Origin of the sequence: Duganella sp. Root198D2 (genome assembly GCF_001428585.1) — a bacterium.
Classification (GTDB): domain Bacteria; phylum Pseudomonadota; class Gammaproteobacteria; order Burkholderiales; family Burkholderiaceae_D; genus Rugamonas.
In genome coordinates, this window is record NZ_LMIC01000025.1 from 1 (window position 1) to 25,904 (window position 25,904).

Sequence of the window (25,904 nt, forward strand, 5' to 3'; positions counted from 1 at the left end):
AAGGCCCGCAAGCTGCGGCTKGATTCAATTTTGAACAGGTCTATGGTGTGCATGGAAAAGAGTATAGTGGCCCCCGAAATTGAGACGGTGGTTTAAGCTGTCGTCCGCGAAAGGATGATAGCAAATGAGTGAAGGCAAAAAACGCAGGGTGCATACGGCGGAATTCAAGGCCAAGGTGGCTTTGGAGGCTGTGCGCGGGGTGAAGACGGTCACGGAAATCGCGCAAGAGTACGGTGTGCATCCGGTGCTTGTCGGTCAGTGGAAGAAAGAGATCCTGGAGAATGCCGGTGCCCTGTTCGACGTTAAGCGCGGCCCCAAACCGGTCGATGAAAGCAGCCCCGAGGACAAGCTGTATAGCGAGATCGGCAAGCTGAAGATGCAGGTGGATTGGCTTAAAAAAAAGCTAGGGGAATGAGTCCGGCGGAACGAGCACGATGGATCGAGCGGGACGACGATATGCCGCTGACGATGCAGTGCGAGCTGGCAAGCATTSCGCGCTCTTCGGTCTATCGACGGATGGAAGCTGCAGCGCGTGAGCAATGTCTGACCGAAGAGGATAGCCAGCTGCGCAGCTTGATCGACGAGGAGTACACGAACCGGCCGTTCTATGGCAGCCGGCGCATGGTGGTGTTCCTACGAGGGCGCGGTTACTGCGTCAATCGCAAGCGGATACAGCGCCTGATGCGCGGGATGGGTTTGGCAGGCATGGCGCCGGGGCCGGCGACGAGCAAGCCGCACCCAGAGCACAAGGTCTACCCGTATCTGCTGCGCGGCGTGGCGGTCACGCAGCCAAACCAGGTGTGGAGTACAGACCTGACGTATATCAGGCTGGCGCGGGGCTTCGCCTACCTGGTTGCCGTGATTGACTGGTACAGCCGCAAGGTGCTGTCCTGGCGCATCAGCAATAGCATGGACGCGTCGTTCTGCGTGGACTGCCTGGAGGATGCACTGCGCCACCATGGCAGGCCGGAAGTGTTTAACAGCGACCAGGGCTCGCAATTTACCAGCACGGCCTTTACTGGTGTGCTGAAACGCGAAGGCGTAGCGATCAGCATGGACGGCCGCGGGCGGGCACTGGACAACATCTTCGTGGAGCGCCTGTGGCGCAACGTGAAGTATGAGGACGTGTACTTGAAAGGGTATGCCAACATGGCGGAGCTGATGGTCGGCTTGGCGCAGTATTTTGCGTTCTACAACGCGGAGCGCCCGCATCAGGCACTCCGTTATGAAACGCCGGATCGCGTCTACAGGTCGGGGATCGGCGGCGGCGCACTGATCGTCGATAAATTTGGCGACGATGACGGCGAGCAGAAAAATGCAGGAATTACGGGGCAGCGCCATGCAGCTGTGGAATTGGAAATGGGCACAGCTTAAACTAAGCGGCAAAGTGTCTTGACTGATGGGTCCACTTTANAAAAATGCAGGAATTACGGGGCAGCGCCATGCAGCTGTGGAATTGGAAATGGGCACAGCTTAAACTAAGCGGCAAAGTGTCTTGACTGATGGGTCCACTTTAGAGTTCATCCATGTTCATCATTTAAAGCCACTTGCTGAAATCAAGGAATCGTATGTGGTCGACCCTATTCAGGACTTGGTTCCCCTTTGCCCCAACTGCCATGCAATGATTCACCGGTCAGATCCGGCGCTGTCCGTCGAAACGCTCAGAGACGAAATTAAGCAAGCTAACCTCAAGCGCTGAACACAAATCGCAGCTGCACTATGCTGTGCAACCTCCCCAGTAGATTTAGGACATGGCCGCTGCGAGCTTCACAGGAATCTGGCTTAGCGTTGGTTCTGAACGAACTGCAAACTCCCCTGATACTTATAATATAAGCGTGCTTTACCGACCCCGTTGTGAAGAATTTTTATGTGATGGACGGCGTCGGGGAATTTTGCCGATTCCATTTGTGCCGTACAAGCTACGGTATTGCGCAACGTAGGTTTCGCGAATGCGGGCATGCATTCCAAGGTGTTCGGAAATGAAAAAGCCCATGGAATTCCATGGGCCTTAGCAATTTAGCGAGGAAGCTTTATACGTCGATGTTACCCGCGCGTAGCGCATTGGTCTCAATGAAGTTCCGTCGTGGCTCCACATCATCACCCATCAGCGTAGTGAAGATCTGGTCAGCAGCAATCGCGTCTTCGATCTGCACTTTCAGCAGGCGGCGGACGGTCGGGTCCATGGTGGTTTCCCACAGCTGCGATGGGTTCATCTCGCCCAGACCTTTGTAGCGCTGCTTGCTCACGGTGCGTTCCGCTTCGTCGCGCAGCCACTGCATGGCGTGGTGGAAGTCCACTACGCCGCTTTCCTTGGTGCGCTCGCCTTCGCCGCGGCGGATCACGGCGCCTTCGCCAATCAGGCCGGTGAAGGTGGCGGCGGCGTCGGCCAGCACTTTGTAGTCGGCGCCTTGCACGAAGTCGGCGTCGATCGAGGAGACCTTCACGTTACCGTGGTGCAGGCGTTCGATGCGCAGGGTGTGCTTGTCGGACAGTTCGTCGGTGGTCACGGAAACCTTCACGGCGCTGTCGTTGATGTTCGCTTCCAGCGCCTTGGCCGATGCCTGGGCTGCGTCGATGGTCGCCAGGTCGAGCGTTACGCCGGTCATGATGGCAGTCAGCGCGGCGCGGTCGATCACGCGGGTCAGGCGGGTCATGATGGCGTTGGCCATGTTGTAGGTGCGTGCCAGTTCGCCCAGCGCTTCGCCCTGGATGATGTCGGCGCCGTCGCGCGGGGTCAGGGCGGCGGTGTTCAGCGCTACGTTCATCATGTAGCCGGCTTCTTCCAGGTCGTCCTTCAGGTAGCGCTCGTCGCGGCCGGCCTTTACCTTGTACAGCGGTGGCTGTGCAATGTAGATGTGGCCGCGCTCAACCAGCTGCGGCATCTGGCGGTAGAACAGCGTCAGCAGCAGGGTGCGGATGTGGGCGCCGTCGACGTCCGCGTCGGTCATGATGATGATGCGGTGATAGCGCAGCTTTTCGATATTGAATTCGTCGGCGCCAATGCTGGTGCCCAGGGTGGCGATCAGGGTGGTGATCTGCTCGGAAGACAGCATCTTTTCGAAGCGTGCCTTCTCCACGTTCAGCACCTTACCGCGCAGTGGCAGGATGGCCTGGAACTTACGGTCGCGTCCCTGCTTGGCGGAGCCGCCTGCGGAGTCACCCTCGACGATGTACAGTTCGCACAGGGCTGGGTCTTTTTCCTGGCAGTCGGCCAGCTTGGCGCTCAGGCCCAGGCCGTCCATGATGCCTTTGCGGCGGGTCAGGTCGCGGGCTTTGCGCGCTGCTTCACGGGCACGCGCTGCTTCCACGATCTTGCCGCAGATGATCTTGGCGTCGTTCGGCTTTTCCATCAGGAAGTCGGTCAGCGTCTTGGCGACGATCTCTTCGACCGGGCCGCGCACTTCGGACGAGACCAGCTTGTCTTTGGTCTGGGACGAGAACTTCGGTTCCGGCACTTTCACGGACAGCACGCAGGTCAGGCCTTCGCGCATGTCGTCGCCGCTGATTTCAACCTTGGCCTTCTTGGCGAAGTCGTTTTCGTCGATGTACTTGTTGATCACGCGGGTCATTGCCGCGCGCAGGCCGGTCAGGTGGGTACCACCGTCGCGCTGCGGAATGTTGTTGGTGAAGCAGAGTACCTGTTCGTTGAAGGCGTCGTTCCATTGCATGGAGACGTCGACCGAGATCAGGGTGCCCTGGTCGGAGTTGCGTTCGCCGGTGGCCTGGAATACGGTCGGGTGCAGTACGGTCTTGGCTTTGTTGATGTATTCAACGAAGCCGCGGGTGCCGCCTTCGAATGCGAAGATTTCTTCCTTGCCGTTGCGCTGGTCGGTCAGCTTGATGTTGACGCCGTTGTTCAGGAAGGACAGTTCGCGAATACGCTTGGCCAGGATCTCGTAGTGGAACTCCACGTGCGTGAAGATCTCTTCGTCGGCCCAGAAGTGCACGTCGGTGCCGCGCTTGTCGGTTTCGCCGATCACTTTGATCGGGGAGACGGCCACGCCGTCGATCATTTCGATTTCGCGGTTTTGGGCTGCGCCGCGCACGAATTCCATCTGGTGTACTTTGCCGTCGCGGCGGATGGTCACGCGCAGCAGTTTGGACAGTGCGTTGACGCAGCTGACGCCCACGCCGTGCAGGCCGCCGGAGACTTTATAGGAGTTCTGGTCGAACTTGCCGCCGGCGTGCAGCTCGGTCAGCACGATTTCGGCTGCGGAGCGTTTTGGCTCGTGCTTGTCGTCCATCTTCAGGCCGACTGGAATGCCGCGGCCGTTGTCGGTGATCGAGATCGAGTTGTCGCTGTGGATGGTGACGTGGATCTCGGAGCAGTGGCCGGCCAGGGCTTCGTCAATCGAGTTGTCCAGCACCTCGAATACCAGGTGGTGCAGGCCGGTGCCGTCGGACGTGTCGCCGATGTACATGCCAGGACGCTTGCGGACTGCTTCCAGGCCTTCAAGGATCTGGATCGAGGCGGCGCCGTATTCTTCTGCTTTGGCCTTGGGTTGTTCGTTGTGGCTTTCGGACATGGACTGCTTTCTCTTTTAGCGAATTACTTTTGTGCTCTTTTTTAAACCCGGTAAACCTGGGTACGACCCAAGGGTCGGACCCTGTCGGCTCTACGGCCGGCGGCTTCGGCATACCGGGGTCTGACCCTTGGGTCAGACCCCGATTTGCCGGGTTTAAATGCGCATCGGCATTACAACGTATTTAAAGTCTTGGTTCTCTGGAATCGAGATCAGTGCGGAGCTGTTGCTGTCACCCAGCGCTACGTTGACCTGGTCGCACTTCAGGTTGTTCAGCACGTCCAGCAGGTAGGTCACGTTGAAGCCGATGTCCACGCTGTCGCCGCCGTAGTCGATTTCCAGTTCTTCAACCGCTTCTTCCTGGTCCGCGTTGGTGGACGAGATCTTCAGCGAGCCTGGGGTGATGATGCAGCGTACGCCCTTGAACTTATCGCTGGTCATGATCGCGGCGCGCTGCAGGGAGCGCAGCAGCTCTTCGCGGCCGATGGTGAAGTTGTTGGTGTAGCCCTTCGGGATCACGCGGGTGTAGTCAGGGAACTTGCCTTCCACCAGCTTCGAGATCAGCTCGATGTCGGCGAAGGTCAGCTTGACCTGGCTTGCGGCGATGTCCAGCGATACGGCTTCGTCGGTTTCTTCCAGCAGGCGCTGCATCTCGATGATGGTCTTGCGCGGGATGATGACTTCTTCGCGGGCGAAATTCTGGTCGGTCTCTACCTGGCAAAAGGCCAAGCGGTGGCCGTCGGTCGCTACGGCGATGACCTTGTTGCCGTCCAATACCAGCAGCAGGCCGTTCAGGTAGTAGCGGATGTCCTGCTGCGCCATCGAGAAGTGCACCATGTTGAACAGGTGCTTCAGGGTTTTTTGCGGCAGCTGGAAGCTGGCGGTGAAGCTTTCTGCCTGCTGCACGGTCGGGAATTCTTCGGCGGCCAGGGTCTGCAGGGCGAAGCGCGATTTGCCGCTTTGTACGGTCAGGCGCTTGTTCAGCAGGGTCATGGTCACGTCGCCGGCTTCCGGCAGCGCGCGCAGGATGTCCAGCAGCTTACGCGCGGCGACCGTGGTGCCGGTGACGTCGGCACCCGAGCCGATGTCTGCGTGGGTCGTGATCTGGACTTCCGTGTCGGTGGAGAGGAAAGAGACGCTTTCACCTTCCTTGCGGATGAGGATATTGGCCAGAATCGGCATAGTGTGCCGACGCTCGACAATACCGCTCACGATCTGCAGTGGCCGGAGAAGCGTGTCTCGGGTGGTTTTGACCAGTTGCATAAATATCCTCAGTTAATGGGTTGGTACGTTGGTTCTTTTGTTAACTCGACAGTATAGCAGTCTGAAACCGGTAATTCGGGGTCAGACCCAAGGGTCTGACCCGCTGACGCGACGGCCGCCGGTCGGGTCTGCCCCTTGGGTCAGACCCAGATTTACCGGTTTTAGCCTTTCAGCGTCTGCTCCAGCACGTGCAATTCATGGTTGCACTCAGGGTTCTTGGTACGGTCCGCCGCAATCTTGCGCACGGCGTGCAGCACGGTGGTGTGGTCGCGTCCTCCGAACAGTTCGCCGATTTCCGGCAGCGATTTCTGGGTCAGCTCCTTGGCCAGGTACATGGCAATCTGGCGCGGGCGGGCGATGTTGGCCGGGCGGCGCTTGGAATACATGTCCGCCACCTTGATGTTGAAGAAGTCCGCCACCGTTTTCTGGATGTTTTCCACAGAAATCTGGCGGTTCTGCACAGACAGCAGGTCCTTCAGCGCCTCTTTCACGATATCGATCGAAATATCCTTACCGTGGAAGCGCGAGTAAGCCAGGATCTTGCGCAGTGCGCCTTCCAGCTCACGCACGTTGGAGCGCAGGTGCTTGGCGACGAAGAAGGCGACGTCGTCGTTCAGGGTCACGCCTTCGGACTTGGCTTTTTTCAGCAGAATTGCGACGCGCATTTCCAGCTCCGGCGGCTCAATCGCCACCGTCAGGCCGGAGTCGAAGCGCGAGATCAGGCGGTCATCCATGCCGGTGATCTCTTTCGGATAGGTGTCCGAGGTGATGATGATCTGCTTCTTGGCCGCGATCAGCGCTTCAAACGCATAGAAGAACTCTTCCTGCGTGCGGGACTTCCCGCCGAAGAATTGAATATCGTCGATCAGCAGCATGTCCAGCGAGTGGTAGTAGTGCTTGAAGTCGTCGAAACCCTTGCGCTGGTAAGCGGTCACTACGTCGCGAACGTACTGTTCTGCGTGGATGTAGCGGATGCGGGCGCCTGGCTGGTCGGCCATCACCTGGTTGCCGATCGCGTGGATCAAGTGGGTCTTACCCAGGCCTACGCCGCCGTAGAAGAACAGCGGGTTGTAAGACACGCCTGGGTTGTTGGCGACCTGGATCGCGGCGGCGCGCGCCAGCTGGTTGGCCTTACCGGTCACGAAGGAGTCGAAGGTCAGGTCCGGGTTGATGCGGCTGTTTTCGCGGGTCCTCGGATTCTGGTATTCGGCGGCGGCGGTCGGCGCGGCGGCGGCGGCCGGGCTTTCCGGGCGCATATCGCTCAGCGGGCCGGACACCACGGCGGGTGCTGCGGGTTTTTTCAGGGCGTGGGTGCGCGGGTCGAGGACGAACTGCACCTCGATGACGGTTTCCCAATACTGGCAGGCCAGGGCCGTGATGCGGCTAGCGAATTGAGTCTTTACCCAATCCAGCTTGAACCGGTTTGGCGCAGCAACGCGCAGCTTGTTGTCCTCGAAATCGAGAGGCACAAGCGGCTTAATCCAGGCACTGAATTGTTGCGGCGTCAGCTCAAGTTCCAGTTGCTGGGAACAGGACTGCCAGAAATTTTCCATGAATCTATCTATATGCAAAAAGTGTGGGAGGGCGTTCGTAATCGCCACACGTAACGCGCTATTCTAGCCGCTAAGTCGGAAGTTATCCACAGGTTAACCAGAAATTTTGCACAACCGTGCTGGGGTTGGGTTTTTTGCAACCAAACCGGTAACCCAGGGTCAGACCCAAGGGTCTGACCCGCACCATCGGCCGCCGCGTAGTCGGGTCTGACCCGTGGGTCAGACCCTGATTTACCGGTTTAAGTGGTTGACAGTAAACCGAAAAATCCTGATAATTCTGGGTTCCCCGCCCGTAGTCCGTGATTATTCAGATTAACGACGCGCGGATTTAGCGGGCAGTGAGATTGGCGCAGTGCGCGAAATGTCATTGGCACCAACATTTTTAGGGACACCGTCCGTCCCGATTTTGTATTTTTTAGCGAGACCAACATGAAACGTACTTACCAACCTTCCGTTGTGCGTCGCAAGCGCACCCACGGCTTCCGCGCCCGTATGGCTACCCGTGGCGGCCGCCAAGTCCTGAACGCACGCCGTGCAAAAGGCCGCAAGCGTCTGGCTGTAGTTTAAGCACGCTTGTTAGCTGATCGCGTGGAAAGCTGTCCTAACAGCTCGACAGGCGAAGGCAGACACGACTTCGCTCGCGCTCGGCGCATCATAAAAACGGATGAATTTTCATCCGTTTTTAGTTTGCGGCCAACGCAGAAGAGCGCGCACTTCGTGCTCTATACCCGCCAGAACCAGCTGCCTAATGCGCGGCTGGGCATTGTCGTTGCCAAACGCTTTGCACCGCGCGCGGTTACCCGCAACACCATCAAGCGCGTCACGCGCGAACTGTTCCGCGTTACCGAGCTCCCTGCCATTGATTGCGTGGTGCGCCTGTCGCGCCCCGTCAATAGCAAGGACGGTCCGGCCACCACGGCCAAACTCAAGGCCGAACTGCGCCAGGAACTGACGCGCCTTTTTGCGCAAGCCAACAAGGCCAGGCCGGCAAAATGAAAACGCTGCTGACCATCCTGCTGCGCTTTTACCAATGGGTCATCCGTCCGCTGATGGGTGCACCGAGTTGCCGTTTTTACCCTAGCTGCTCCAACTATGCGCTCGAAGCTGTGCGCGAGCATGGTGCGGCTCAAGGCAGTTACCTGGCCTTTCGCCGGGTATGCCGCTGCCATCCCTGGAATGCGGGCGGGGTCGACCCCGTGCCGCCAAAGCACTTCAACCACTCCTGAAGAACCGAATGGATATCAATAAACGCTCAATCCTGTGGATCGTCTTCGCGGTCTCGCTGGTTATCCTGTGGAATAACTGGATGATCTCGACCGGCAAGCCGTCCATGTTTGCTCCGGCTCCTGTCAAGCCAGCCGCTGTGGCTTCGGCGTCGGCGACTGCCGCCGGTACGCCTGCTCCTGCCGCTGCCGGCGCCGCCGCTGCGGTGGATGGCAGCGCGGTCGCTGCTCCGGTCAAGACCGAAGTGGTGACCATTACTACCGACGTGATGCGCGTCGATATCGACACCCTGGGCGGCACCATCAAGCGCCTGGAACTGCTGAAGCACAAGGGCAGCGCCGATCCGGGCTGGCTGGGCGGATGCTGGGGTCTGTTCGAATTCTGCAAACCTAAGGGCGGCAATAACACCGAGGTGCTGTTTAGCGAGAACGGTAAGCATATCTACCTGGGCGAAACCGGCCTGGTAGGCGCGCCTGGCCTGCCGAATCACCTGACCGCATTCGTGGCCCAGCCGGGCGCGCGCATGCTGAATGATGGCAACCAGGTGAAACTGGTGCTGGAAGCCGAGCAGGGCGGTGTCAAGCTGGCCAAGACCTTCACCTTCAAGAAGGGCGACTACGTGGTGGACGTGCAGCACACCGTCACCAACACCAGCGCTGCCGCACTGGCACCGCAGCTATACCTGCAGCTGAAGCATGATGGTACCCCGCCGGAAGGCTCGGGCTTCATGAACCCTTCGTTCATCGCTCCGACCATGTTCACTTCGGAGAGCCACTACAAGAAGTACGAGTTCAAGCAGATCGAGAAAGATGCCAAGTCGCTGGCGGAAGATCCCAAGTTCAAGCCGAGCCATGTGACCGAGGCAAAAGACGGTTGGGTCGCGATTGCGCAGCACTTCTTCGTGTCCGCTTTCGTGCCGCAGGATAAGCTGGACCGCACCATCTTCACCAAGAAAGAAGGCGACAACCTGTACTCGATCGGCGTCGTGCAGCCGCTGGGCACCCTGGCGCCAGGCGCATCGGTGACCAACAATGCCCGCCTGTACTCGGGCCCGCAAGACACCGACACCCTGAAGCAAGTCACCGAAGGCCTGGACCTGGTCAAGGACTACGGCTGGCTGGCCATCGTGGCGCGCCCGATGTGGGCGGCAATGGCTGCCATCCACTCCGTGGTCGGCAACTGGGGCTGGACCATCATCGCCTTCACCGTGGCGATCAAGCTGCTGTTCTTCCCGCTGTCCGCTGCTTCCTTCCGCTCGATGGCGAAGATGAAGACCGTGACGCCGAAGATGACCGCCATCCGCGAGCGCTACAAAGGCGACCCGCAGAAGATGAACCAGGCCATGATGGAGCTGTACAAAACCGAGAAGATCAATCCTCTCGGCGGCTGCCTGCCTATCCTGGTGCAGATGCCGGTGTTTATTGCCCTGTACTGGGTGCTGAATGCGTCGGTTGAAATGCGCGGTGCTCCATGGGCGCTGTGGATCACCGACCTGACCCAGCACGATCCATGGGCGATCCTGCCGATCCTGTACGCGATTTCGATGTACATCACCACCCGCCTGAACCCGCAGCCTGCGGATCCGGTGCAAGCGAAGATGATGATGTTCATGCCGATCGCCTTCTCGGTCATGTTCTTCTTCTTCCCATCCGGCCTGGTGCTGTACTGGGTGGTGAACAACCTGCTGTCGATTGCGCAGCAGTGGGTGATCACCAAGAAGTTAGAGGTTGGCGTAGCCAAGTAAGTTCAAGAAGCCCGCGCCAGACGCGGGCTTTTTTCAACCCCGGTAAACCAGGGTCTGACCCAAGGGTCAGACCCGCTTATGCCGAAGCCCCAGGCCTCAGAGCAGACAGGGTCCGACCCTTGGGTCGTACCCAGATTTACCGGGTTTAAAGATAAGATCACCAAATGAACCTAGATTCCTCCCCCATCGCGGCAATCGCCACAGCGCCCGGCCGCGGCGGCATCGGCGTTGTGCGCGCGTCCGGCAAGAACCTGCAGTCGTTGGCGCAAGCCCTGTTCAAAGGCGCTGACCTCAAACCGCGCCACGCCACCTACATCCCGTTCACGCAAGCCGACGGCACCGTCATCGACCAGGGCATTGCGATCTGGTTCAAAGCGCCGCACTCCTACACCGGCGAAGACGTGATCGAACTGCAGGGCCACGGCGGCCCGATCGTGCTGCAAATGCTGCTGCAGCGCGTGCTGGAAGCGGGCGCCGAGCAAGGCCTGCGCCTGGCCGAACCTGGCGAATTCACCCGCCGCGCCTACCTGAACGACAAGCTGGACCTGGCGCAAGCCGAAGCCGTGGCCGACCTGATCGACGCTTCCACCGAAGCCGCCGCCAAGTCCGCCTCTGCTTCGCTCAGCGGCGCCTTCTCGCAAACCATCCACGCCCTGGTGGAGCGCGTCACCCACCTGCGCATGCTGGTGGAAGCCACGCTCGACTTCCCGGAAGAAGAAATCGACTTCCTGGAAAAGTCCGATGCGCGCGGCCAGTTGAAAAGCATCGTCGAAGCGCTCGACCAGGTGTTCAAGCAAGCCTCGCAAGGCGCGCTGCTGCGTGAAGGTTTGAACGTGGTACTGGTCGGCCAGCCGAATGTGGGCAAGTCCTCACTCCTGAATGCACTGGCCGGTGCTGAAGTCGCCATCGTCACGCCGATCGCCGGCACCACGCGCGACAAGGTCAGCGAGACCATCCAGATCGAAGGCATCCCGCTCAACATCATCGACACCGCCGGCATCCGCGGCCACGATGAGGCGGTGGACCTGGTGGAGCGCATCGGCATCGAGCGCACCTGGGGCGAAGTGGGCAAGGCCGACGTCATCCTGCACCTGCTGGACGCCGACCATGGCCCGACCCGGCATGACGAAGCCATCGTCGCCAATTTCCCGCAAGGTGTGCCGGTGCTGCGCATCTGGAACAAGATCGACTTGTCCGGCCACAAACCGTCGGTCGACGAGATGGCCGATGCAACCCACATCTACCTGTCCGCCAACGAGAAGACCGGCATCGACCTGCTGCGCGCGGAACTGCTGCGCATCGCCGGCTGGCAGCAGACCGGCGAGTCGCTCTACCTGGCACGCGAGCGCCACCTGATCGCCTTGCGCAACGCCTCCCGGCACCTCGACTACGCCGGCCAGCATGCCGCCCAAACCGACCAGTCGCTGGACCTGTTCGCAGAAGAACTGCGCCTGGCGCAAGTGCAGCTCTCCACGATCACCGGCGAGTTCTCTTCAGACGACCTGCTGGGTGTGATCTTCTCGCGCTTCTGTATCGGCAAGTGAGTTCGCGGGGCGGGAGAAAATGTTGACGAGGTTGCCGTCCGGGTCCCTCAGCAGCAAGGAGCGGTTCCCCCACGGCATAGTCGTTGCCGGCTACGCGATCGAACACTGCATCGACGTCGCTGACTTCAAACTCCAGGATCGCTGATTGGTTGGCTGCTGCTTTGGTTGCGCCTACGTTGAACAGGGCGATCAGCCGTTCAGAGGAAAGGGCCAGTACGGCGCCGTCGAAGTGGATTTCCCCAAATCCTTCTGCCGGACGGTTTGCCGCGATGCCGGAAAGGGGAATCGATGCGAATTTCATTGATGAGCTCCTGACTTGAAAGAGGGCTCAGTCTAAATTCCTGTACTGCCCGATTCTGGCAGTATTGATTGGGCGGCCTCCTGGTGCACCTTGCTCCATTCGCGAAGCAAAGCGGGCATTTCCCCCGTTGCTAGGATCCGGTCTGCACGGAAGTTTGCGAAGGCGTTTCTTAGCTCGGACCAGCACATCAGCACCCTGGCCTGGTCAAAATAGACCAGGGCAAATGGCCACACCGCGCGTTGCGTCTCGACGCCGCTGCCATCCATGTAAGTGATCACCAGCTTCTGCTTGGAACGCACGGCTTTGCGAAGCACATCAGGAGACGGCGGGTTGTCTGGCCTTAGCAACGGAGTGCCAATCAGCAGCGCCGATTCCTCCAGCTCGCGTGCAATTCTGCAGGCAATACGGCCGACACCTTGGCCAGTACATTCATCGCCCCCTCGACCAGCGTGTGGTCGTAACGATCGGCGACCCAGCGCATGCCCAGCACCAATGCATCGAGTTCTTCCGAACCAAACATCAAGGGCGGCAGCATGAAGCCCGGTTTCATGACGTAGCCAATCCGTGGCTCGCCTTCTATCACGGCCCCTTGGGCTTGCAGGCTGGCGATATCGCGATACAAGGTGCGGATGCTGATGCCAAGTTCATTGGCCAATACCTTGCCGCTGACCGGGCGGCGGTAGCGGCGTAAGACTTGCAGAAGATTCAGCAGGCGTTCAGAGCGTGACATTGGATGTGGTCATATGCGGCGTAAAGCGGACGTAAAGATAAGCCATCTCTCCAGCTACTGCATCAGCGTGCGCGTGATGTCATGGAACTAAGTCCTATCGCGCCTGTGCTTCTCATTGGAATAATTTTGTTTCTTTTGGTGCGTTGACGCACGTTGAGTCACCTATGCCGCCGATTTAATCCTGCTATTATTTTGTTGAGGCAGGTCATGTTCCTGTCTGCGCTATGCAGTAACCTTGGTTCCAGGGCATGTCTGTAAAGGGGAATATCGTGGAGACGCAACAGGAAATCCCACCCGCTGAAAGTGTCGCGACGGCCGAGCGCCCAAGTGGCGTGCGCCAATCGTTGCCTCCCAAGGGCTCCTGCTGGTACTGCGAAAGACCGTTGGACGCCGTGCGGCGCTTTTGCGGCAAGGAGTGCGCGGACTCCTTCGATGAAGAGGCGCACTTCTCGGATTGATGGCGGCTAGAGTTCCATCTCCAGCACGTCCAGGGCAGTTTCGAAATCGAATGCATGCGTAGCCGCCGCAATCATCTGGAAGGTCGGCACGCCCAGCGCACTTGCCAGTATCGTCGCCGATTTTTCTACCAGGTCGATGGCCGCACCATCACCTTCACGCAATAATCCCACCAGTTCTTCGATCAATGCGCGCAGATGCGCGGGATCGGCTGCGGGCGTTTCGCCTGGCGCGACTTTGTCGCCATGTTCACGTAAGAGATCGTCGATGCTGCCGCAGGTTTCGCGCAGCAGTACCGTGAGATGCGTCAGCAGGGCGGCCGACTCGGCGCCGTCGGCAATCGCGTTCTCCACCAGCACCGCCTGGTCATGCACAAGCTGCGCACCGATCAGGCCTGCGGAGCCTTTCAGCGAGTGCGCCGCCAGCTGCGCCTTGGCCTCCTGCCGTTGCGAAAGCAGCGACTGGATACGTTCACAGGAATCGCGATAGTCCTGCAGGAAGCGGCGCAGGATTTGAAGATACAACGAACGTTCGCCCATCAGGCGATCCAGTCCCTCCTCGACGTCGAGGCGCTGGCGTATTGGTGCGCTGGAAAGAAGGTTGTTCATCAGGACAGAATTTAGCACTCTGTCCCGATGTGGGCTAGGGGAGGGGCATTATTTTGTCGTAAATGACCAGTTTTTCGTCACAGGGACACCGTCGACCGTGCCTGAGAAGCTGACGTCATACGTGGTGTTGGCGCTCAGCGTTGACAGCGGAATAATAGCGGCCGACTGTTCCGACGTGTGCGTATCGTTCGCGTGCGTCAGCAGGCGCGTGACCATCTGCAGGCCACCGCGTGGGCGGATGGTGAAGCTTGTCACCTTGATGCCGCCAGCGCTGGCGGTGATGTCCGAATGGACGCTGACCGGGTAGCCAACGGTATTCTGGTTAGGCACCGGGTCCGGCGACTCGGTATCGCTGTCGAAGGAAGTTGGAACCGCGGTCTGGCCGTCCCTCGGATAAACCACCGCCTTGCCCAGGCCCAATCCGGCACTGAGGCTGCGGGTCGCCATGTCTGAGGTGAAATAGGTATAGCCGTTGCCATTGGAGGAAGCGCCAGTGCCCATCTCGCGGAACATCGGTTCAAAGATCACGAAGCGGTGGTAGATCGCCGCGATCAGTTCTTCCGCGTGGGTGAAGCCCGCACGGTCGCTAACGGCGGAAATCACTTCGCCATAGGCATACTCCGAACCCAGGACGTAACCGGCGTTTTCGATACGGTTCTTGACCGTCGCGCCGAAGAAGCCAGGATTGCCGGACACTTCGTCATGCGACACGGTGTTATTCAGGCGCAGGTAGTTGGAGTGCGCTACGGCTGCCTTGTTCAGGAACTCATTACAGGTCAGCATTGTCAAGCCAATGTCGGCGCGGCGGTAATTGAACCAGTTGAAGCCGTCGATTGCCGTGTCGCCTGTTGCACCAGGCTGGCCGGTTGGCGAGACTACGCAGCTGGTGGCTGGTGGATTGGTGACCGGAGGCGTAAGCACCGGTGGAGCGGAGTTGTCACCGCCCCCTCCGCCACCGCCGCAAGCGGTGAGAAGTGCTGCGACCAGCAGGGTTGGCAACTGACGGTGCCATTTGTTGAACGTATCCATAGTGAGCTCCTTCATGGCGCGATTCTATGCCAATTTCAGGCAATATGTGTTTCTTTTGTAATCCTCCGGGCGAGGTAAAATAGCCTTTCTCTTTTGATCATCATTGCCTTAATTTGAATACTCAACGACATCAGCGACTCCAACGCGCCAAATTTGCCTTACCTAGCACGGTAACGCTGCTCTCGATCGCCTGCGGCTTTGCCAGCATCGTGATTTCCGTCGATAACGCCCACCTGGGGCTGGCGCAGGATTACCGCCTGGCTGCGGCCTTGCTGGTGCTGGCCGGGATCTTCGATGCGCTGGACGGCTTCGTGGCGCGCGCCACCGGTACCGGTTCCGACTTCGGCGTGCAGCTCGATTCGATTGCCGACGTGATGAACTTCGGCTGCGCACCTGCGGTGCTGCTGTATTGCTACGGCTTCGTGCAAATGGGTCCGGCGGATCCGACCTTGCTGCGGGTGGGCGGGATTGCGGCGTTCTTCTTTGTGGCCTGCGGCGCTTTGCGGCTGGCGCGCTTTAATGTGAACGTGGGGCGCACCGATCCGAAGTACTTCGTGGGGATGCCGATTACGGCGGGTGCGGCTTGCGTGTCTGCGATGGTGGTGGCGTGGCCGGAGTTTCCGGATTCGAGCCTGGAGGGGTATTACGTCGTGGCGCTGCTGTTTGTGGTGGGCAGCCTGATGGTATCGACCATTCGTTTCCCCAGCTCGAAGCAGAAGAAGAGCGCTGCGGCGCTGGTGCTGCTGGCGGTGAATGTGGGACTGCTGGTTTGGCTGCGGTACTACTACTTCGTGCTGTTCTTTGTGGTGTATATCGCGTTTACCGTGGGGCTGAATTTGGCGTGGCGGGCTGGCTGGCGCGGGATTGCGCCGCCGCAGGTTTTTGCTGATGACTGACCCAAACCGGTAAACCAGTGTCAGACCCAAGGGTCAGACACGACCGGTCGCCGTCGCGTATGCGGGTCTGACCCTTGGGTCAGACCCTGGTTTACCGGGTCAGGCTACCTCGTGCCCCCGCGCCGCGCGCAGGATTTCGAACCACTGCGGCCTGCTCAACGCAAACTGCGTCGCCTCCACCGCCACCTCGATCGACTCGATGCGCCCCGACCCGGTCAACGGCACCGGCCTGCACGGCAACTGCATAATCCACGCAAACACCACACTCGCAAACGGACGATTCAATTCATCCGCCACTTCCTTGATCTTCAAGCGCACACGCTCGCCCTGCTCGTCACCGGCAGTGAACAAGCGCCCGCCGCCCAAAGGCGACCAGATCATCGGCTGCACGCCCAGGTCCTGCAGGCCGTCAAAGGTTTCATCAAACATCGGCTCCAGGTGCAGCGGAGAAAACTCCACCTGGTTGGTCACCAGCGGCACACGCTTGTCCAGCGTCTCGAACTGATGCCGCGAAAAATTCGACACCCCGAACTCCTTCACCTTCCCCTCGGACCGCAAGCGCTGGAAGGAATTCGCCACCTCGTCGAAATCCATCAAAGGATCGGGACGGTGAATCAGCAATAAATCCAGGTAATCCGTCCGCAGCTCCTTCAGCGAATTCTCCACCGACGCCACGATATGCGCGGAGCTGGTGTCGTAATGCTGGATGGTATGCGTCGGGCGGCGGCCGGAAACCAGCTTGATGCCGCATTTGCCTACGATCTGAACCTGTTCGCGCAACGAAGGCTTCAAGGCCAGCGCTTCGCCGAACAAGCCCTCCACGCCATAGCCGCCATAAATGTCGGCATGGTCGAAGGAAGTCACGCCCAGCGCAATGCACTGCTCGATGAAGGCCAGCCGCTGCTGCGGCGTCATGTCCCATTCGGTCATGCGCCACATGCCCGCGACGATGCGGGAAAGGTTCAGTTTCGCCATTACTTCATCCACAGGCGCACGGAATCCCATGCGCGGCCGAAGATCGAAGCCTGGTCAACGGTTTCCAGCGCCACCACCGGCAGTTCCAGCAGCGGTTTGCCATCCACCATCATCTTCAGCGTGCCGACGCGGGTGTTGGCGGCGATAGGCGCCACCAGCGGGTCCTTGCGCTCCAGCAGAGGCTTCATCTTGGCTGCTACGCCTTTCGGCACGGTCACCAGCACGTCGCTGGTGAAGCCGATCTTCACGGTCGCCTGCGAGCCTTTCCAGATTTCCGGGGTGTAGACCGCCTGGCCTTTGGAGTACAGCTTCACGGTGTCGAAGTTCTGGAAGCCCCAGTTCAGCAGCTTCTGGCTTTCCGCGGTACGGGTACCGTCGGAATTGGTGCCCATCACAACGGAAATCAGGCGGCGCTCCAGGTTGCCAGCAGGGCGCTTGGCCGATGCCACCATGCAGAAGCCGGCGGACTCGGTGTGGCCGGTCTTCATGCCGTCGACAGTCGGGTCGAGCCACAGCAGGCGGTTGCGGTTCTGCTGGGTGATCTTGTTGTAGGTGAAGCTTTTCACCGAATCGATCTTGTAGAACTCAGGGTAGTCCTGGATCACATGGCGCGCCAGCACGGACAGGTCGCGTGCGGTGGTGTAGTTCTCCGGCGAAGGCAGGCCGTGCGGGTTGGCGAAGTGGGAATTGGCCATGCCCATGCGCTGCGCTTCACGGTTCATCAGGGTGACGAAGGCCGATTCGTCGCCGGCCACGGCTTCCGCCAGTGCCACGGCGGCGTCATTGCCGGATTGGACCATCAGGCCGTACAGCAGGTCGTTGATCGAGACCGGGGTGGCCGGGTCGATGAACATCTTCGACGAGCTGGAGTCCACTTTCCATGCCTTGACCGATACGTTCACCTTCTGGTCCAGGGTCAGTTTCTTGTCCTTGAGCGCCTGGAAGGTCAGGTAGGCAGTCATGATCTTGGTCAGGGACGCCGGCTCCACGCGCGAATCAGGGTCCTGGGCGGCAATCACTTGTCCGCTGGAGGAATCCAGCAGCAGCCAGGATTTGGCGGCGATGGTCGGCGGCGGCAGCGTTTGCGCTACCGCGGAAGTCATGAGCAGCACACTGGTTGCCAGTGCAGCGATGATCTTTTTCATTGGTGCTTGTTCTTACTATTAGGGGTTGCGGGGGAAATTATTGTGCTTTCGATCCCCACAAGGCGATCACCCAATTCTTGATGTGACCGAGCTTGCGGTGGAAGAAATGGTCGGCGCCGGGGATCACGATCACAGGGATGTCCTGCGGGCGTGCATAATCCAGCACGTCGATCAACGGGATGGTTTCATCGTTTTCGCCGTGGATCAGGATGGTGTCTGCCGGTACGTCGGCGATCTGCCATTTGGCAGCGGCGGTACCGACCAGCACCAGGCGTTCCGCCGGGGTGCCGGCAGCGGCCAGGCGCTGCGCCAGGTGCGACTGTACAAAAGTGCCGAACGAGAAGCCCGACAGCGATACCGGCAGGCCGGGGTAGCGCTGCACCATGTGCTGGTACAGGATCATCATGTCGTCGGTTTCGCCGTGGCCGTGGTCATGCACGCCTTCGGATGCGCCGACGCCGCGGAAGTTGATGCGTGCGGCCACATAACCCAGTGCCACGAAGGTGCGCGCCAGGGTCTGCGCCACTTTGTTCTCCATGGTGCCGCCGTACAGCGGGTGCGGGTGGGCCACCAGGGCGATGCCTTTCGGCGTACCGGCCGGCATGTCGAGCAGGCCTTCCATCAGGCCGGCATTGCCCTGCAGCGTAAACTTCTCGGAATTCTTGTTCATCATTTGATTTTCAGGCGCTCTACTTCTTTGCCGTTGACCAGGTGGCTGTCGACGATTTCGTCGATGTCGGCGGTGTCAACGTAGGTGTACCAGGTGCCTTCGGGGTAGACCACGGCGACCGGGCCGTGTTCGCAGCGGTCCAGGCAGCCGGCGGAATTGATGCGCACCTTGCCTTCGCCGTTCAGGTTCAATTCCTTGCAGCGTTTCTTGGCGTGCTTTTGGGCGGCTTCGGCGCCGCGCGGGCCGCAACTTTCGCGGCCGTCATCACGATGGTTCGTGCAGAAGAACACGTGATGCTTGTAGTATTGGTTGTCGCTCATCTGAAGCCTTTCTTGGTGCAGGCGCTTATTTTACCGGGGTTTCCCGGGTTTCCTTGTTCAGCTTGTGCGATGGGAGGCAAAGGTACCAGAGGGCTGCCAATGGCCACGCCAGCGACAGGAACTGGGCCGCGCCGTAGAAGTTAAGGAATTTCCCTTGCACCCAGGTCTGCAGCGTTTCGCTGAAGTAGGGGTTGGTCGGGGTCGTGTTGACGATCAAAAGGCTCAGCAGCAGCGTAGCCACTGCCAGCCTGCGTTGCGCCACATGGGGCGCGAAAATCAGGCCGCCCAGCATGATCACGCCGATCAGGAAACCGCCCTGGGCGCCTGGCGTGATCCACACGAAGGCGGCGTCGGGACCGAGCTGCAGTGCGGTCGACAGGGTTTTCACCAGCACGGCCGTCACCACCAGCAGGGCAACCAGCGGCGCGCGCGGGGCTGGCTTGCGCAGGATGCACAGCAGGGTCAGGGCCGCGCCCACCATGCCGCAGGCGGTGACGATGGTCTCGGACAGCCAGTACTGCTCCACCGTCAGCGTCACGTCGGGGCGCACCAGGGACGCCAGGTCGATGTCCATGTCCAGCAACTCGCTGAGCCACTCGGACAGGATGGGCAGCAACTGCCCCAGGCCGAACAGGAAGCCCTGGGGATAGATCTGCGTCAGCGGCCAGAGCGCCACCAGGACCAGGCCCTGGCTGGCATGCTGGGCGAACCAGCGCTGGCGCAGCTTGTAGGCATTGCTGGTGTCCATCAGCTTGTGCGCGGTCAGCGCGCCGATGAAGGCGCCGATGATTGTGCCGGCGCTGTTGGTGTAGAAGTCCAGGTTGGACGAGACGCGTGTCGGCAAATAGGTCTGTACCGCCTCCATCGTGCCGGAGACCAGCATGCCGGCAATACTGGCCAGCAGGAAGGCCCAGAAGCCCGTGACCTTGGGCCGCATCGCGTACACCAGCAGCATGCCGAAGGGGATGTAGCCGATCACGTTGATGCCGGCGTCGAAACCGGTCCAATAGCGCGGCAGCGAAGTCCATTCCAGGAAGATCAGCGGCGACAGGCCCTGGTTTTGCCAGCCGGAGAACGGGAACCAGCTCGCGTAGATGATCAGCACCATGTAGGCGAGCAGGGTTGCCCGTGCCACTGGCGAGCCGGTACGCACCTCCGGCTTGGGAGCCGTGGCGGGCGCTGGCGCGGGAGCTGGGGCGGGCGCTTCTTCGTTCATGATTTACTTCGGCATGTTTGCCAGCCAGGCCAGGATGTCGGCGGCGATGCCGTCCGTGCTTTCAGCCAGTGCGCCGGCGCCGCCCGCCGCATCCGCGCTCGCTGCGCGCGCAGTGCGGCTGAAGGTGCGCTGGTCGACCAGCTTGTGGTTGCGGAATACCGAGGCGCGCAGGGTGACGCTGGCGCTGCTTTGCGTGGCGCTATCGAAGTTCTGCGCGAACTCGTCGGCCTCAAGGCGCAGCAGCGGCAGGCCGCCTGCCGCGTCGGTGGTCGACACCACCTTGACGCCGGATTGCGCGATGCGGGCTTTCAGGCGCTGCGACATCAGCTGCAGCGGCGTCACCGACCAGTTGTTGTAGGCATAAGGGCGCGACTGGCGCGCGTCGGCGTACATCAGGCGGTAGTACATGCGCTGCGTGTCGAGCGAGGCCGGGCCGCTGACGTCCGATACGACCAGGGCCGGGATTCCGGCTGCAGGACTGCCGGCGCCATTGGCGCCATTCGTGCCGCTCGTGCCACTGCTGGAGTCCGCGCCGCTCGGCGCCAGGCTGGCAGGCGCCAGCGGTGCGCCCATCGGGCCAAAGTCGTAGGAGGTCGGTTGCGGCCCCTTGCTGGCGCAGCCGGCCAGTGCGGCAGCGGCAGCAACCACGGCGGTCAGGAGAATGTTCTTCTTCATTGCTGGTCCTTATTTGCCAGATGGGTCAAAGCCTGGTTCGCCCGGCCCCGGCGGCGTGCCGGGTGCGCCGAACAGGATGCTGGATGGGCGATCGCTAATATTATTCATGGTGCGGCGTATGGCGCGCATGGAAGACTTGGTTTCATCCGCCAGCCCGGTCACGCCAGGCAGGGTCTCCAGCTCGACGCCGCTGGCCACCGCCTCGACCGAGGTCGTAGCGCGGTCGACGGAGGCGGTAATGCGCTGCACCGCGCCGTCCGGACCCTGCAGGGTGCGCGCCACCTTGCTCGCTTCATTGGCCAGCGTATCCACCGACTGCAAGGCGCGGTCGCCGTGCTCCACCAGCGCCGGGATCTTCTGCACTGCCGGATCGAGCTTGGCCGCCAGGTCCTTGTACGACTGGGCTGCCTGGCTCACGTCGTTGAAGGCGCCCATCATCGCCTTCTGGTTATCCGGACTGAGCAGGGTATCCAGCTTTTTGGTGACATCTTCCGCTTTCTCCAGGATCGCCGTGCCGCGCTTTTCCAGCTGGTCGAACAAGCCTGGCTGCAAAGGGATGCGGCTGGGATTCTGCTTGGTGGTCTCCAGCGCAGGCGAACCGACGGATTCGTCATCCAGCTGGATATAGGCGATGCCGGTCACGCCCTGGTAGCCCAGCATGGCGTAAGTGGTCTTGGTAATCGGCGTTGCCGGGTCGATGCTCAGGTGGATCAGGATCTGGCCGGCCAGCTTCGGGTCGAAATCGATGTCGTCCACCTTGCCCACTTCCAGCCCGCGATAGCGTACCGCAGCTTGCGGATTCAAGCCCGGGACCGACTGCGTGGTCGCGATCAGGAAAGGGTCGTACTTGACCCGGTCGCGATTGAACCAGATGCCGAACAGGACCGCCGCGATCAGCAGCGTGATCGTGAAGATGCCTGTCATCAAAGCGTGTGATCTGTTTTCCATGCCTTGCTCCTTATTCCAGGGCCTCCAGCGCGCGCTTGCCGCGGTCGCCCAGGAAGAATTCCTTGATAAACGGGTGATCGGTCTTGATCACCTCGCGGGTCGGCCCGATCGCCAACACATGTTTTTCCGCCAGCACCGCAATGCGCGTCGACAGCGCGAACAGCGTGTCCAGGTCGTGCGTCACCATCACTACCGTCAATCCCAGCTCACGATGCAGGGACTTGATCAGCGTTACGAAGCTCTCCGACAGGTCCGGATCGAGGCCGGCGGTCGGCTCGTCCAGGAACAGCAGCTTGGGCTCCAGCGCCAAGGCCCGCGCCAGTGCGACGCGCTTGATCATGCCGCCCGACAGGTCGCTCGGCATCTTGTTCGCGTGTTCCGGGCCCAGGCCCACCATATTCATCTTCAGCAGCACCGCGTCGCGGATCAGGTGCGCGGGCAGGGTGCCCAGTTCCTGCATCGGCTGCGCGACGTTTTCGAACACCGTCAGCGCGGAATACAGGGCGCCCTGCTGGAACAGCATGCCCCAGTGGTTGCGCAGTTCCTGCAGGTGGCCTTGCGAAGCAATCGTGATGTCTTCGCCGAAGATGCGCACGCATCCCTTGGTGGGACGTTCCAGCCCCAGCATCTGCCGCAGCAGCACGGTCTTGCCGGTGCCGGAGCCGCCGACGATCGACAGGATCTCGCCCTGCTCGATGGTCAGGTTCAGGTCATTGTGGATCACGGTGCGGCCGAATTTGGTCTGCAGGCTGGTGATTTCCACCACGGGTACGCTGCCGTCGAGCGTCAGCTTGCTCTCGCCCTCGGGGCAGCCGCAGTTGTCTTCCGCTTGTTCCGGCAGGTCGTTCATCAGTAACCCACTCCATTGAAGACGATCGCAAACACCGCGTTCGCCAGGATCACCACGGTAATTGCCGTCACCACCGAAGTGGTGGTGCCGCGGCCCAGGCTTTCCGTGTTCGGCTGGATGCGCAGGCCGAAGTGGCAGGACACCATCGCGATCAGCATGCCGAACACTGCGCCTTTGAACAGGCCGATGTAATAGTTCGCCAGCGGCACGACTTGCGGCAACTTCATGATGAAATAGCGGATCGACAGGTTCAGCTCCCATTTCGCAGCGATCATGCCGCCGATCAGCGCCGCCGCATCGGTCCAGATCACCAGCAGCGGCATCGAGATCGCCAGCGCGATGACTTTGGGCAGGATCAGGCGGTAGCCGTGCGAAATACCCATCACCAGCATCGCATCCAGTTCTTCCGTCACCCGCATCACGCCCAATTGCGCCGTGATTGCCGATCCTGAGCGGCCCGCCACCAGGATCGCCGCCATCAAGGGCCCCAGCTCGCGCACAATCGACATGCCGAGCAGGTTGACCAGGTAAATGTCGCCGCCAAAGTTGCGCAGCTGCTGCGCCGACAGGTAGGACAGCACCACGCCGATCAGGAAGCCCACCAGCGCGGTAATGCCCAGGGCCTGGAAGCCGGCGTGGAAAATATTCGCCGAAATCTCGCGCCACGGCCCGCGCTTCGGATTGGCGGCGAAGCGTCCCGCATCCTGCACCACCGAGCCAATCAACTGTACGAAGCCGCGCATATGCTCTAGGAAGTGCAGGATGCCGAAGCCCAGCGACGTCACCCAGCCGAACCGCTCCTTGCGCACGCGCGGCATTTCCAGCTTGCCGGCAGCCTCGATGCGTTTGAAGATTTCTTCCTGGCCGTTGACCAGTTTCAGCTTGGCCGGACGCTTATAGTCCCATGCGCTCCACAGCAGCTGCGCGCCGACGTGGTCCAGCATGTCGACGCCGCTCAAGTCCCACTCGACAGCGTGAATGTCTTTTACATGGTTCAGGCAACCCGAAATCCTTTTCATCACCCGCTTGCTGGCGAGTGCACTGACTTGCCAGGTTCCCCCGGCTGAAACGGTGCGCCCGTCTGGGCTGATAGATAACGTTGGCTCTTGAGCAATAGGCATGCCACCAGTGTAAAAGAGTTTCGCCTATAGCGCCACTCAGCGCGGGTCAGGCGGCCAGGTGCCTCGCCTGGCGCGCCGGCGCAGCGCTGGCCGGGGCTGATACCTTCTGTTTCACCCCGTGTCCATCGCGCGCCAGCAGCTCAGTAACAGCGGCTGCGTCCATGCCCGCCACTCCCAGCCAGCGCCCGACCATCACCGCCAGCCGGTCCAGCGCAATCCGGTGGGTCGCGTCCGTGTTGGCATAAAGCCAATCGGAAAACGCCATAAACGATTTGAACGGGGTCTCGCCGAGCAACACCGGCACGGTATGCGTGAAACGGCCCGAATTCGCCACCAGGTCCCAATAGCGCGCGAACCGCACCAGGCGCTGCATGGTCGAAAAGTCAATGTCCCGGTTCGCCAGGATCGTATATGGCGGGTACGGGTCGTACACCATCCCGAATTCCTGGGTATGGCGGATGATCGGGGTGCCGCGCAGGCGCTTCAGGATGCCGAACTGGATCTCGTGCGGTCCCAGTGCCCACAGCTTGTCGAAGCCTTCGGCGAAGCTATCGACGGTCTCCCCCGGCAGGCCGGCAATCAGGTCAACGTGCATGTGCACGTCCGAATGCTCGCAAAGCCAGCGGATATTGTCCGCAGCCTTGGCGTTATCCTGCTTGCGCGAGATGTTCGCCTGTACCACCGGGTTGAAGCTCTGGATGCCGATCTCGAATTGCAGCGTCCCGGGCGGGAACTTCGCAATGCCTTCTTTAAGCGCGTCCGGCAAATGGTCCGGCACCAGCTCGAAGTGGGCATATACCGGGTCATCCGGCGCCGCGGCCAGCTTATCCAGGAAGAACTGCATGATCTTCAGGCTGGTCTTGATATTCAGGTTGAAGGTGCGGTCGACGAACTTGAAGGTACGCGCGCCGCGGGCGTGCAGCATCTCCATCTCCGCCAGGAAGGCATCGATATTGAACGGCCAGGCTGTCTTGTCCAGCGCCGACAGGCAGAACTCGCACTTGAACGGGCAGCCGCGCGAAGCCTCTACATATAAGGTGCGGTGCGCGATATCTTCATCCGAATAGATTGAATAGGGCAGCTTGATCTCCGCCATTGGCGGCTGCACGCCTGCATGCACTTTCATCAAAGGCTTCGGACCGTTCAGGATCTCGCCGCACAGTTTAGGCAAGGTGACGTCGCCCCAGCCTGTTACCACGTAATCTGCCAGGCGCGTAATTTCCTGTTCGCCGGTTTCGTAAGAGACTTCCGGTCCGCCAAGGACGATGACCAGGTGTGGCGCCACGCGTTTCAGCGTCGCCACCAGGCGGCAGGTTTCTTCAACGTTCCATATATAGACGCCGAAACCGACGATCTTCGGTTGCGCGGCCAGGATGCGTTCCACCATCTCGGTGGTCTTCGCGCCGATCACGAATTCCTGGATGCGCGTCTGCGCTTGCAGCTCCCCCATGTTGGCGAGCAGGTAGCGCAGTCCCAGCGAAGCATGGGTGTAGCGGGCATTGAGGGTGGAAAGCAGGATCGTCATGGCAGGAACTGTAATACGGTATTACGAAACCATGCATTTTACCCTTGCGCGACCGGCGCCGGTCCGTTATAGTTCTGTCCCTCGCAACGCAACACTGTTAAAACAGTAAGCGAAACGAGAAAAAGAAGGGGTTGACGAGTTGCACGCTGTACCGCATAATCTCGCTTCTCTGCTGCTGACGAACACAACGCTTCGTCGAACAAACAAGGCAGCGATCTTTAAAAATCAACAGTCGATANTGCACGCTGTACCGCATAATCTCGCTTCTCTGCTGCTGACGAACACAACGCTTCGTCGAACAAACAAGGCAGCGATCTTTAAAAATCAACAGTCGATAAGTGTGGGCGTTTGACGAATATGCCACGAGCCTTTATGGCTCGATGCTCAAAATATTAGTTGTAACGCTCGCACAAAATATATTAAACGTAATCTCGCAAGAGATTCGTCAGTATTTTGAGTGAGTGACCTCCGRYAGCAATRYYGGAAAAACAGAGATTAAACTGAAGAGTTTGATCCTGGCTCAGATTGAACGCTGGCGGCATGCTTTACACATGCAAGTCGAACGGCAGCGCGGGCTTCGGCCTGGCG

General features: G+C 60.2%; 26 protein-coding genes and 1 rRNA gene. 9 read left to right on the forward strand and 18 right to left on the reverse strand.

The window, feature by feature from the left end; translation table 11 throughout:
- Window positions 1–124 precede the first annotated feature (124 nt).
- Both ASE26_RS19545 and ASE26_RS32115 read left to right on the forward strand, forming a co-directional pair.
- Window positions 125–1,374 (forward strand): IS3 family transposase gene (locus ASE26_RS19545; RefSeq protein ID WP_229208183.1). Its coding sequence is split into 2 segments (ribosomal slippage): window positions 125–410 and window positions 410–1,374, totalling 1,251 coding nucleotides; the frame shifts between segments, so codons are not numbered across the junction.
- Window positions 1,375–1,495: 121 nt separating this feature from the next.
- Entirely contained in the window at window positions 1,496–1,699 is a 204-nt protein-coding gene (locus ASE26_RS32115; protein WP_082507349.1) for an HNH endonuclease, read from the forward strand.
- A 331-nt stretch (window positions 1,700–2,030) separates the two neighbouring features.
- On the opposite strand, the gene gyrB is transcribed toward ASE26_RS32115, so the two are convergent.
- From gyrB to dnaA, 3 genes are all read right to left on the reverse strand, one after another.
- Window positions 2,031–4,526, reverse strand: coding sequence for a DNA topoisomerase (ATP-hydrolyzing) subunit B (gene gyrB, locus ASE26_RS19550; protein WP_055931965.1), 2,496 nt, complete (start codon window positions 4,524–4,526; stop codon window positions 2,031–2,033).
- Window positions 4,527–4,679: 153 nt separating this feature from the next.
- On the reverse strand, window positions 4,680–5,786 hold the full coding sequence (gene dnaN, locus ASE26_RS19555) for a DNA polymerase III subunit beta (RefSeq protein ID WP_055931968.1): 1,107 nt from the start codon (window positions 5,784–5,786) through the stop codon (window positions 4,680–4,682).
- 161 nt (window positions 5,787–5,947) lie between these two features.
- Window positions 5,948–7,339, reverse strand: coding sequence for a chromosomal replication initiator protein DnaA (gene dnaA, locus ASE26_RS19560; RefSeq protein ID WP_057246793.1), 1,392 nt, complete (start codon window positions 7,337–7,339; stop codon window positions 5,948–5,950).
- A 429-nt stretch (window positions 7,340–7,768) separates the two neighbouring features.
- On the opposite strand from dnaA, the gene rpmH reads away from it, so the two are divergent.
- The 5 genes from rpmH to mnmE all read left to right on the forward strand — a co-directional run bounded on the left by rpmH (window position 7,769) and on the right by mnmE (window position 11,851).
- Complete coding sequence (gene rpmH, locus ASE26_RS30110) at window positions 7,769–7,906, forward strand: 50S ribosomal protein L34 (RefSeq protein ID WP_078035393.1); 138 nt, start codon at window positions 7,769–7,771, stop codon at window positions 7,904–7,906.
- A gap of 21 nt (window positions 7,907–7,927) precedes the next feature.
- The gene (gene rnpA, locus ASE26_RS19565) at window positions 7,928–8,335 is read left to right on the forward strand and encodes a ribonuclease P protein component (protein ID WP_082507352.1); all 408 of its coding nucleotides are present in this window, start codon (window positions 7,928–7,930) and stop codon (window positions 8,333–8,335) included.
- On the forward strand, window positions 8,332–8,565 hold the full coding sequence (gene yidD, locus ASE26_RS19570; RefSeq protein ID WP_055931978.1) for a membrane protein insertion efficiency factor YidD: 234 nt from the start codon (window positions 8,332–8,334) through the stop codon (window positions 8,563–8,565). Before rnpA ends, yidD begins: the two co-directional genes overlap by 4 nt.
- Before the next feature lie 8 nt (window positions 8,566–8,573).
- Entirely contained in the window at window positions 8,574–10,307 is a 1,734-nt protein-coding gene (gene yidC / locus ASE26_RS19575) for a membrane protein insertase YidC (RefSeq protein WP_055931981.1), read from the forward strand.
- A gap of 164 nt (window positions 10,308–10,471) precedes the next feature.
- Window positions 10,472–11,851 carry a tRNA uridine-5-carboxymethylaminomethyl(34) synthesis GTPase MnmE gene (mnmE, locus tag ASE26_RS19580; protein WP_057246794.1) on the forward strand — a complete coding sequence of 460 codons (1,380 nt, stop codon included), beginning with the start codon at window positions 10,472–10,474 and terminating at the stop codon, window positions 11,849–11,851.
- Here mnmE and ASE26_RS30115 read toward each other — a convergent pair.
- From ASE26_RS30115 to ASE26_RS19595, 5 genes are all read right to left on the reverse strand, one after another.
- Complete coding sequence (locus ASE26_RS30115) at window positions 11,784–12,152, reverse strand: hypothetical protein (RefSeq protein WP_229208184.1); 369 nt, start codon at window positions 12,150–12,152, stop codon at window positions 11,784–11,786. The two genes, mnmE and ASE26_RS30115, sit on opposite strands and share 68 nt — an antisense overlap.
- A 32-nt stretch (window positions 12,153–12,184) precedes the next feature.
- Window positions 12,185–12,430, reverse strand: coding sequence for a WYL domain-containing protein (locus ASE26_RS31630; RefSeq protein ID WP_229208185.1), 246 nt, complete (start codon window positions 12,428–12,430; stop codon window positions 12,185–12,187).
- A gap of 80 nt (window positions 12,431–12,510) precedes the next feature.
- Window positions 12,511–12,882 carry a YafY family protein gene (locus tag ASE26_RS31635; RefSeq protein ID WP_229208186.1) on the reverse strand — a complete coding sequence of 124 codons (372 nt, stop codon included), beginning with the start codon at window positions 12,880–12,882 and terminating at the stop codon, window positions 12,511–12,513.
- A 464-nt stretch (window positions 12,883–13,346) separates the two neighbouring features.
- Window positions 13,347–13,946 carry an Hpt domain-containing protein gene (locus ASE26_RS19590; RefSeq protein WP_057246795.1) on the reverse strand — a complete coding sequence of 200 codons (600 nt, stop codon included), beginning with the start codon at window positions 13,944–13,946 and terminating at the stop codon, window positions 13,347–13,349.
- A gap of 48 nt (window positions 13,947–13,994) precedes the next feature.
- A complete protein-coding gene (locus ASE26_RS19595; RefSeq protein ID WP_156398015.1) occupies window positions 13,995–14,975 on the reverse strand; it encodes a CAP domain-containing protein in 981 nt (326 codons plus the stop codon).
- Window positions 14,976–15,088: 113 nt separating this feature from the next.
- Between ASE26_RS19595 and pssA the strand changes: the two genes are divergently transcribed.
- A complete protein-coding gene (gene pssA, locus ASE26_RS19600; protein WP_055931992.1) occupies window positions 15,089–15,871 on the forward strand; it encodes a CDP-diacylglycerol--serine O-phosphatidyltransferase in 783 nt (260 codons plus the stop codon).
- Between the two features lie 99 nt (window positions 15,872–15,970).
- On the opposite strand, the gene ASE26_RS19605 is transcribed toward pssA, so the two are convergent.
- From ASE26_RS19605 to ASE26_RS19650, 10 genes are read right to left on the reverse strand one after another with little or no spacing between them, the layout of a single operon-like run.
- Window positions 15,971–16,846, reverse strand: coding sequence for an aldo/keto reductase family oxidoreductase (locus ASE26_RS19605; protein ID WP_229207165.1), 876 nt, complete (start codon window positions 16,844–16,846; stop codon window positions 15,971–15,973).
- Complete coding sequence (locus ASE26_RS19610) at window positions 16,846–17,991, reverse strand: D-alanyl-D-alanine carboxypeptidase family protein (protein WP_055931998.1); 1,146 nt, start codon at window positions 17,989–17,991, stop codon at window positions 16,846–16,848. Before ASE26_RS19610 ends, ASE26_RS19605 begins: the two co-directional genes overlap by 1 nt.
- Before the next feature lie 37 nt (window positions 17,992–18,028).
- Window positions 18,029–18,661 carry an alpha/beta hydrolase gene (locus ASE26_RS19615; RefSeq protein WP_055932018.1) on the reverse strand — a complete coding sequence of 211 codons (633 nt, stop codon included), beginning with the start codon at window positions 18,659–18,661 and terminating at the stop codon, window positions 18,029–18,031.
- Window positions 18,661–18,981: a ferredoxin gene (locus ASE26_RS19620; RefSeq protein ID WP_055932001.1), complete on the reverse strand. Its 321-nt coding sequence runs from the start codon at window positions 18,979–18,981 to the stop codon at window positions 18,661–18,663. Before ASE26_RS19620 ends, ASE26_RS19615 begins: the two co-directional genes overlap by 1 nt.
- 25 nt (window positions 18,982–19,006) lie before the next feature.
- Window positions 19,007–20,197: a VanZ family protein gene (locus ASE26_RS19625; RefSeq protein ID WP_082507351.1), complete on the reverse strand. Its 1,191-nt coding sequence runs from the start codon at window positions 20,195–20,197 to the stop codon at window positions 19,007–19,009.
- A 3-nt stretch (window positions 20,198–20,200) separates the two neighbouring features.
- Complete coding sequence (locus ASE26_RS19630; protein ID WP_055932004.1) at window positions 20,201–20,872, reverse strand: ABC-type transport auxiliary lipoprotein family protein; 672 nt, start codon at window positions 20,870–20,872, stop codon at window positions 20,201–20,203.
- A gap of 9 nt (window positions 20,873–20,881) precedes the next feature.
- Window positions 20,882–21,820 (reverse strand): MlaD family protein, encoded by a 939-nt coding sequence (locus ASE26_RS19635; protein WP_055932007.1) that lies wholly within the window; start codon window positions 21,818–21,820, stop codon window positions 20,882–20,884.
- Between the two features lie 10 nt (window positions 21,821–21,830).
- A complete protein-coding gene (locus ASE26_RS19640) occupies window positions 21,831–22,670 on the reverse strand; it encodes an ABC transporter ATP-binding protein (RefSeq protein ID WP_055932010.1) in 840 nt (279 codons plus the stop codon).
- The gene (locus ASE26_RS19645; RefSeq protein ID WP_055932012.1) at window positions 22,670–23,791 is read right to left on the reverse strand and encodes an ABC transporter permease; all 1,122 of its coding nucleotides are present in this window, start codon (window positions 23,789–23,791) and stop codon (window positions 22,670–22,672) included. Before ASE26_RS19645 ends, ASE26_RS19640 begins: the two co-directional genes overlap by 1 nt.
- A gap of 46 nt (window positions 23,792–23,837) precedes the next feature.
- A complete protein-coding gene (locus ASE26_RS19650; RefSeq protein WP_057246796.1) occupies window positions 23,838–25,316 on the reverse strand; it encodes a B12-binding domain-containing radical SAM protein in 1,479 nt (492 codons plus the stop codon).
- 497 nt (window positions 25,317–25,813) lie between these two features.
- Here ASE26_RS19650 and ASE26_RS19655 point away from each other — a divergent pair.
- Window positions 25,814–25,904 (forward strand): 16S ribosomal RNA (locus tag ASE26_RS19655); the annotation flags it as partial.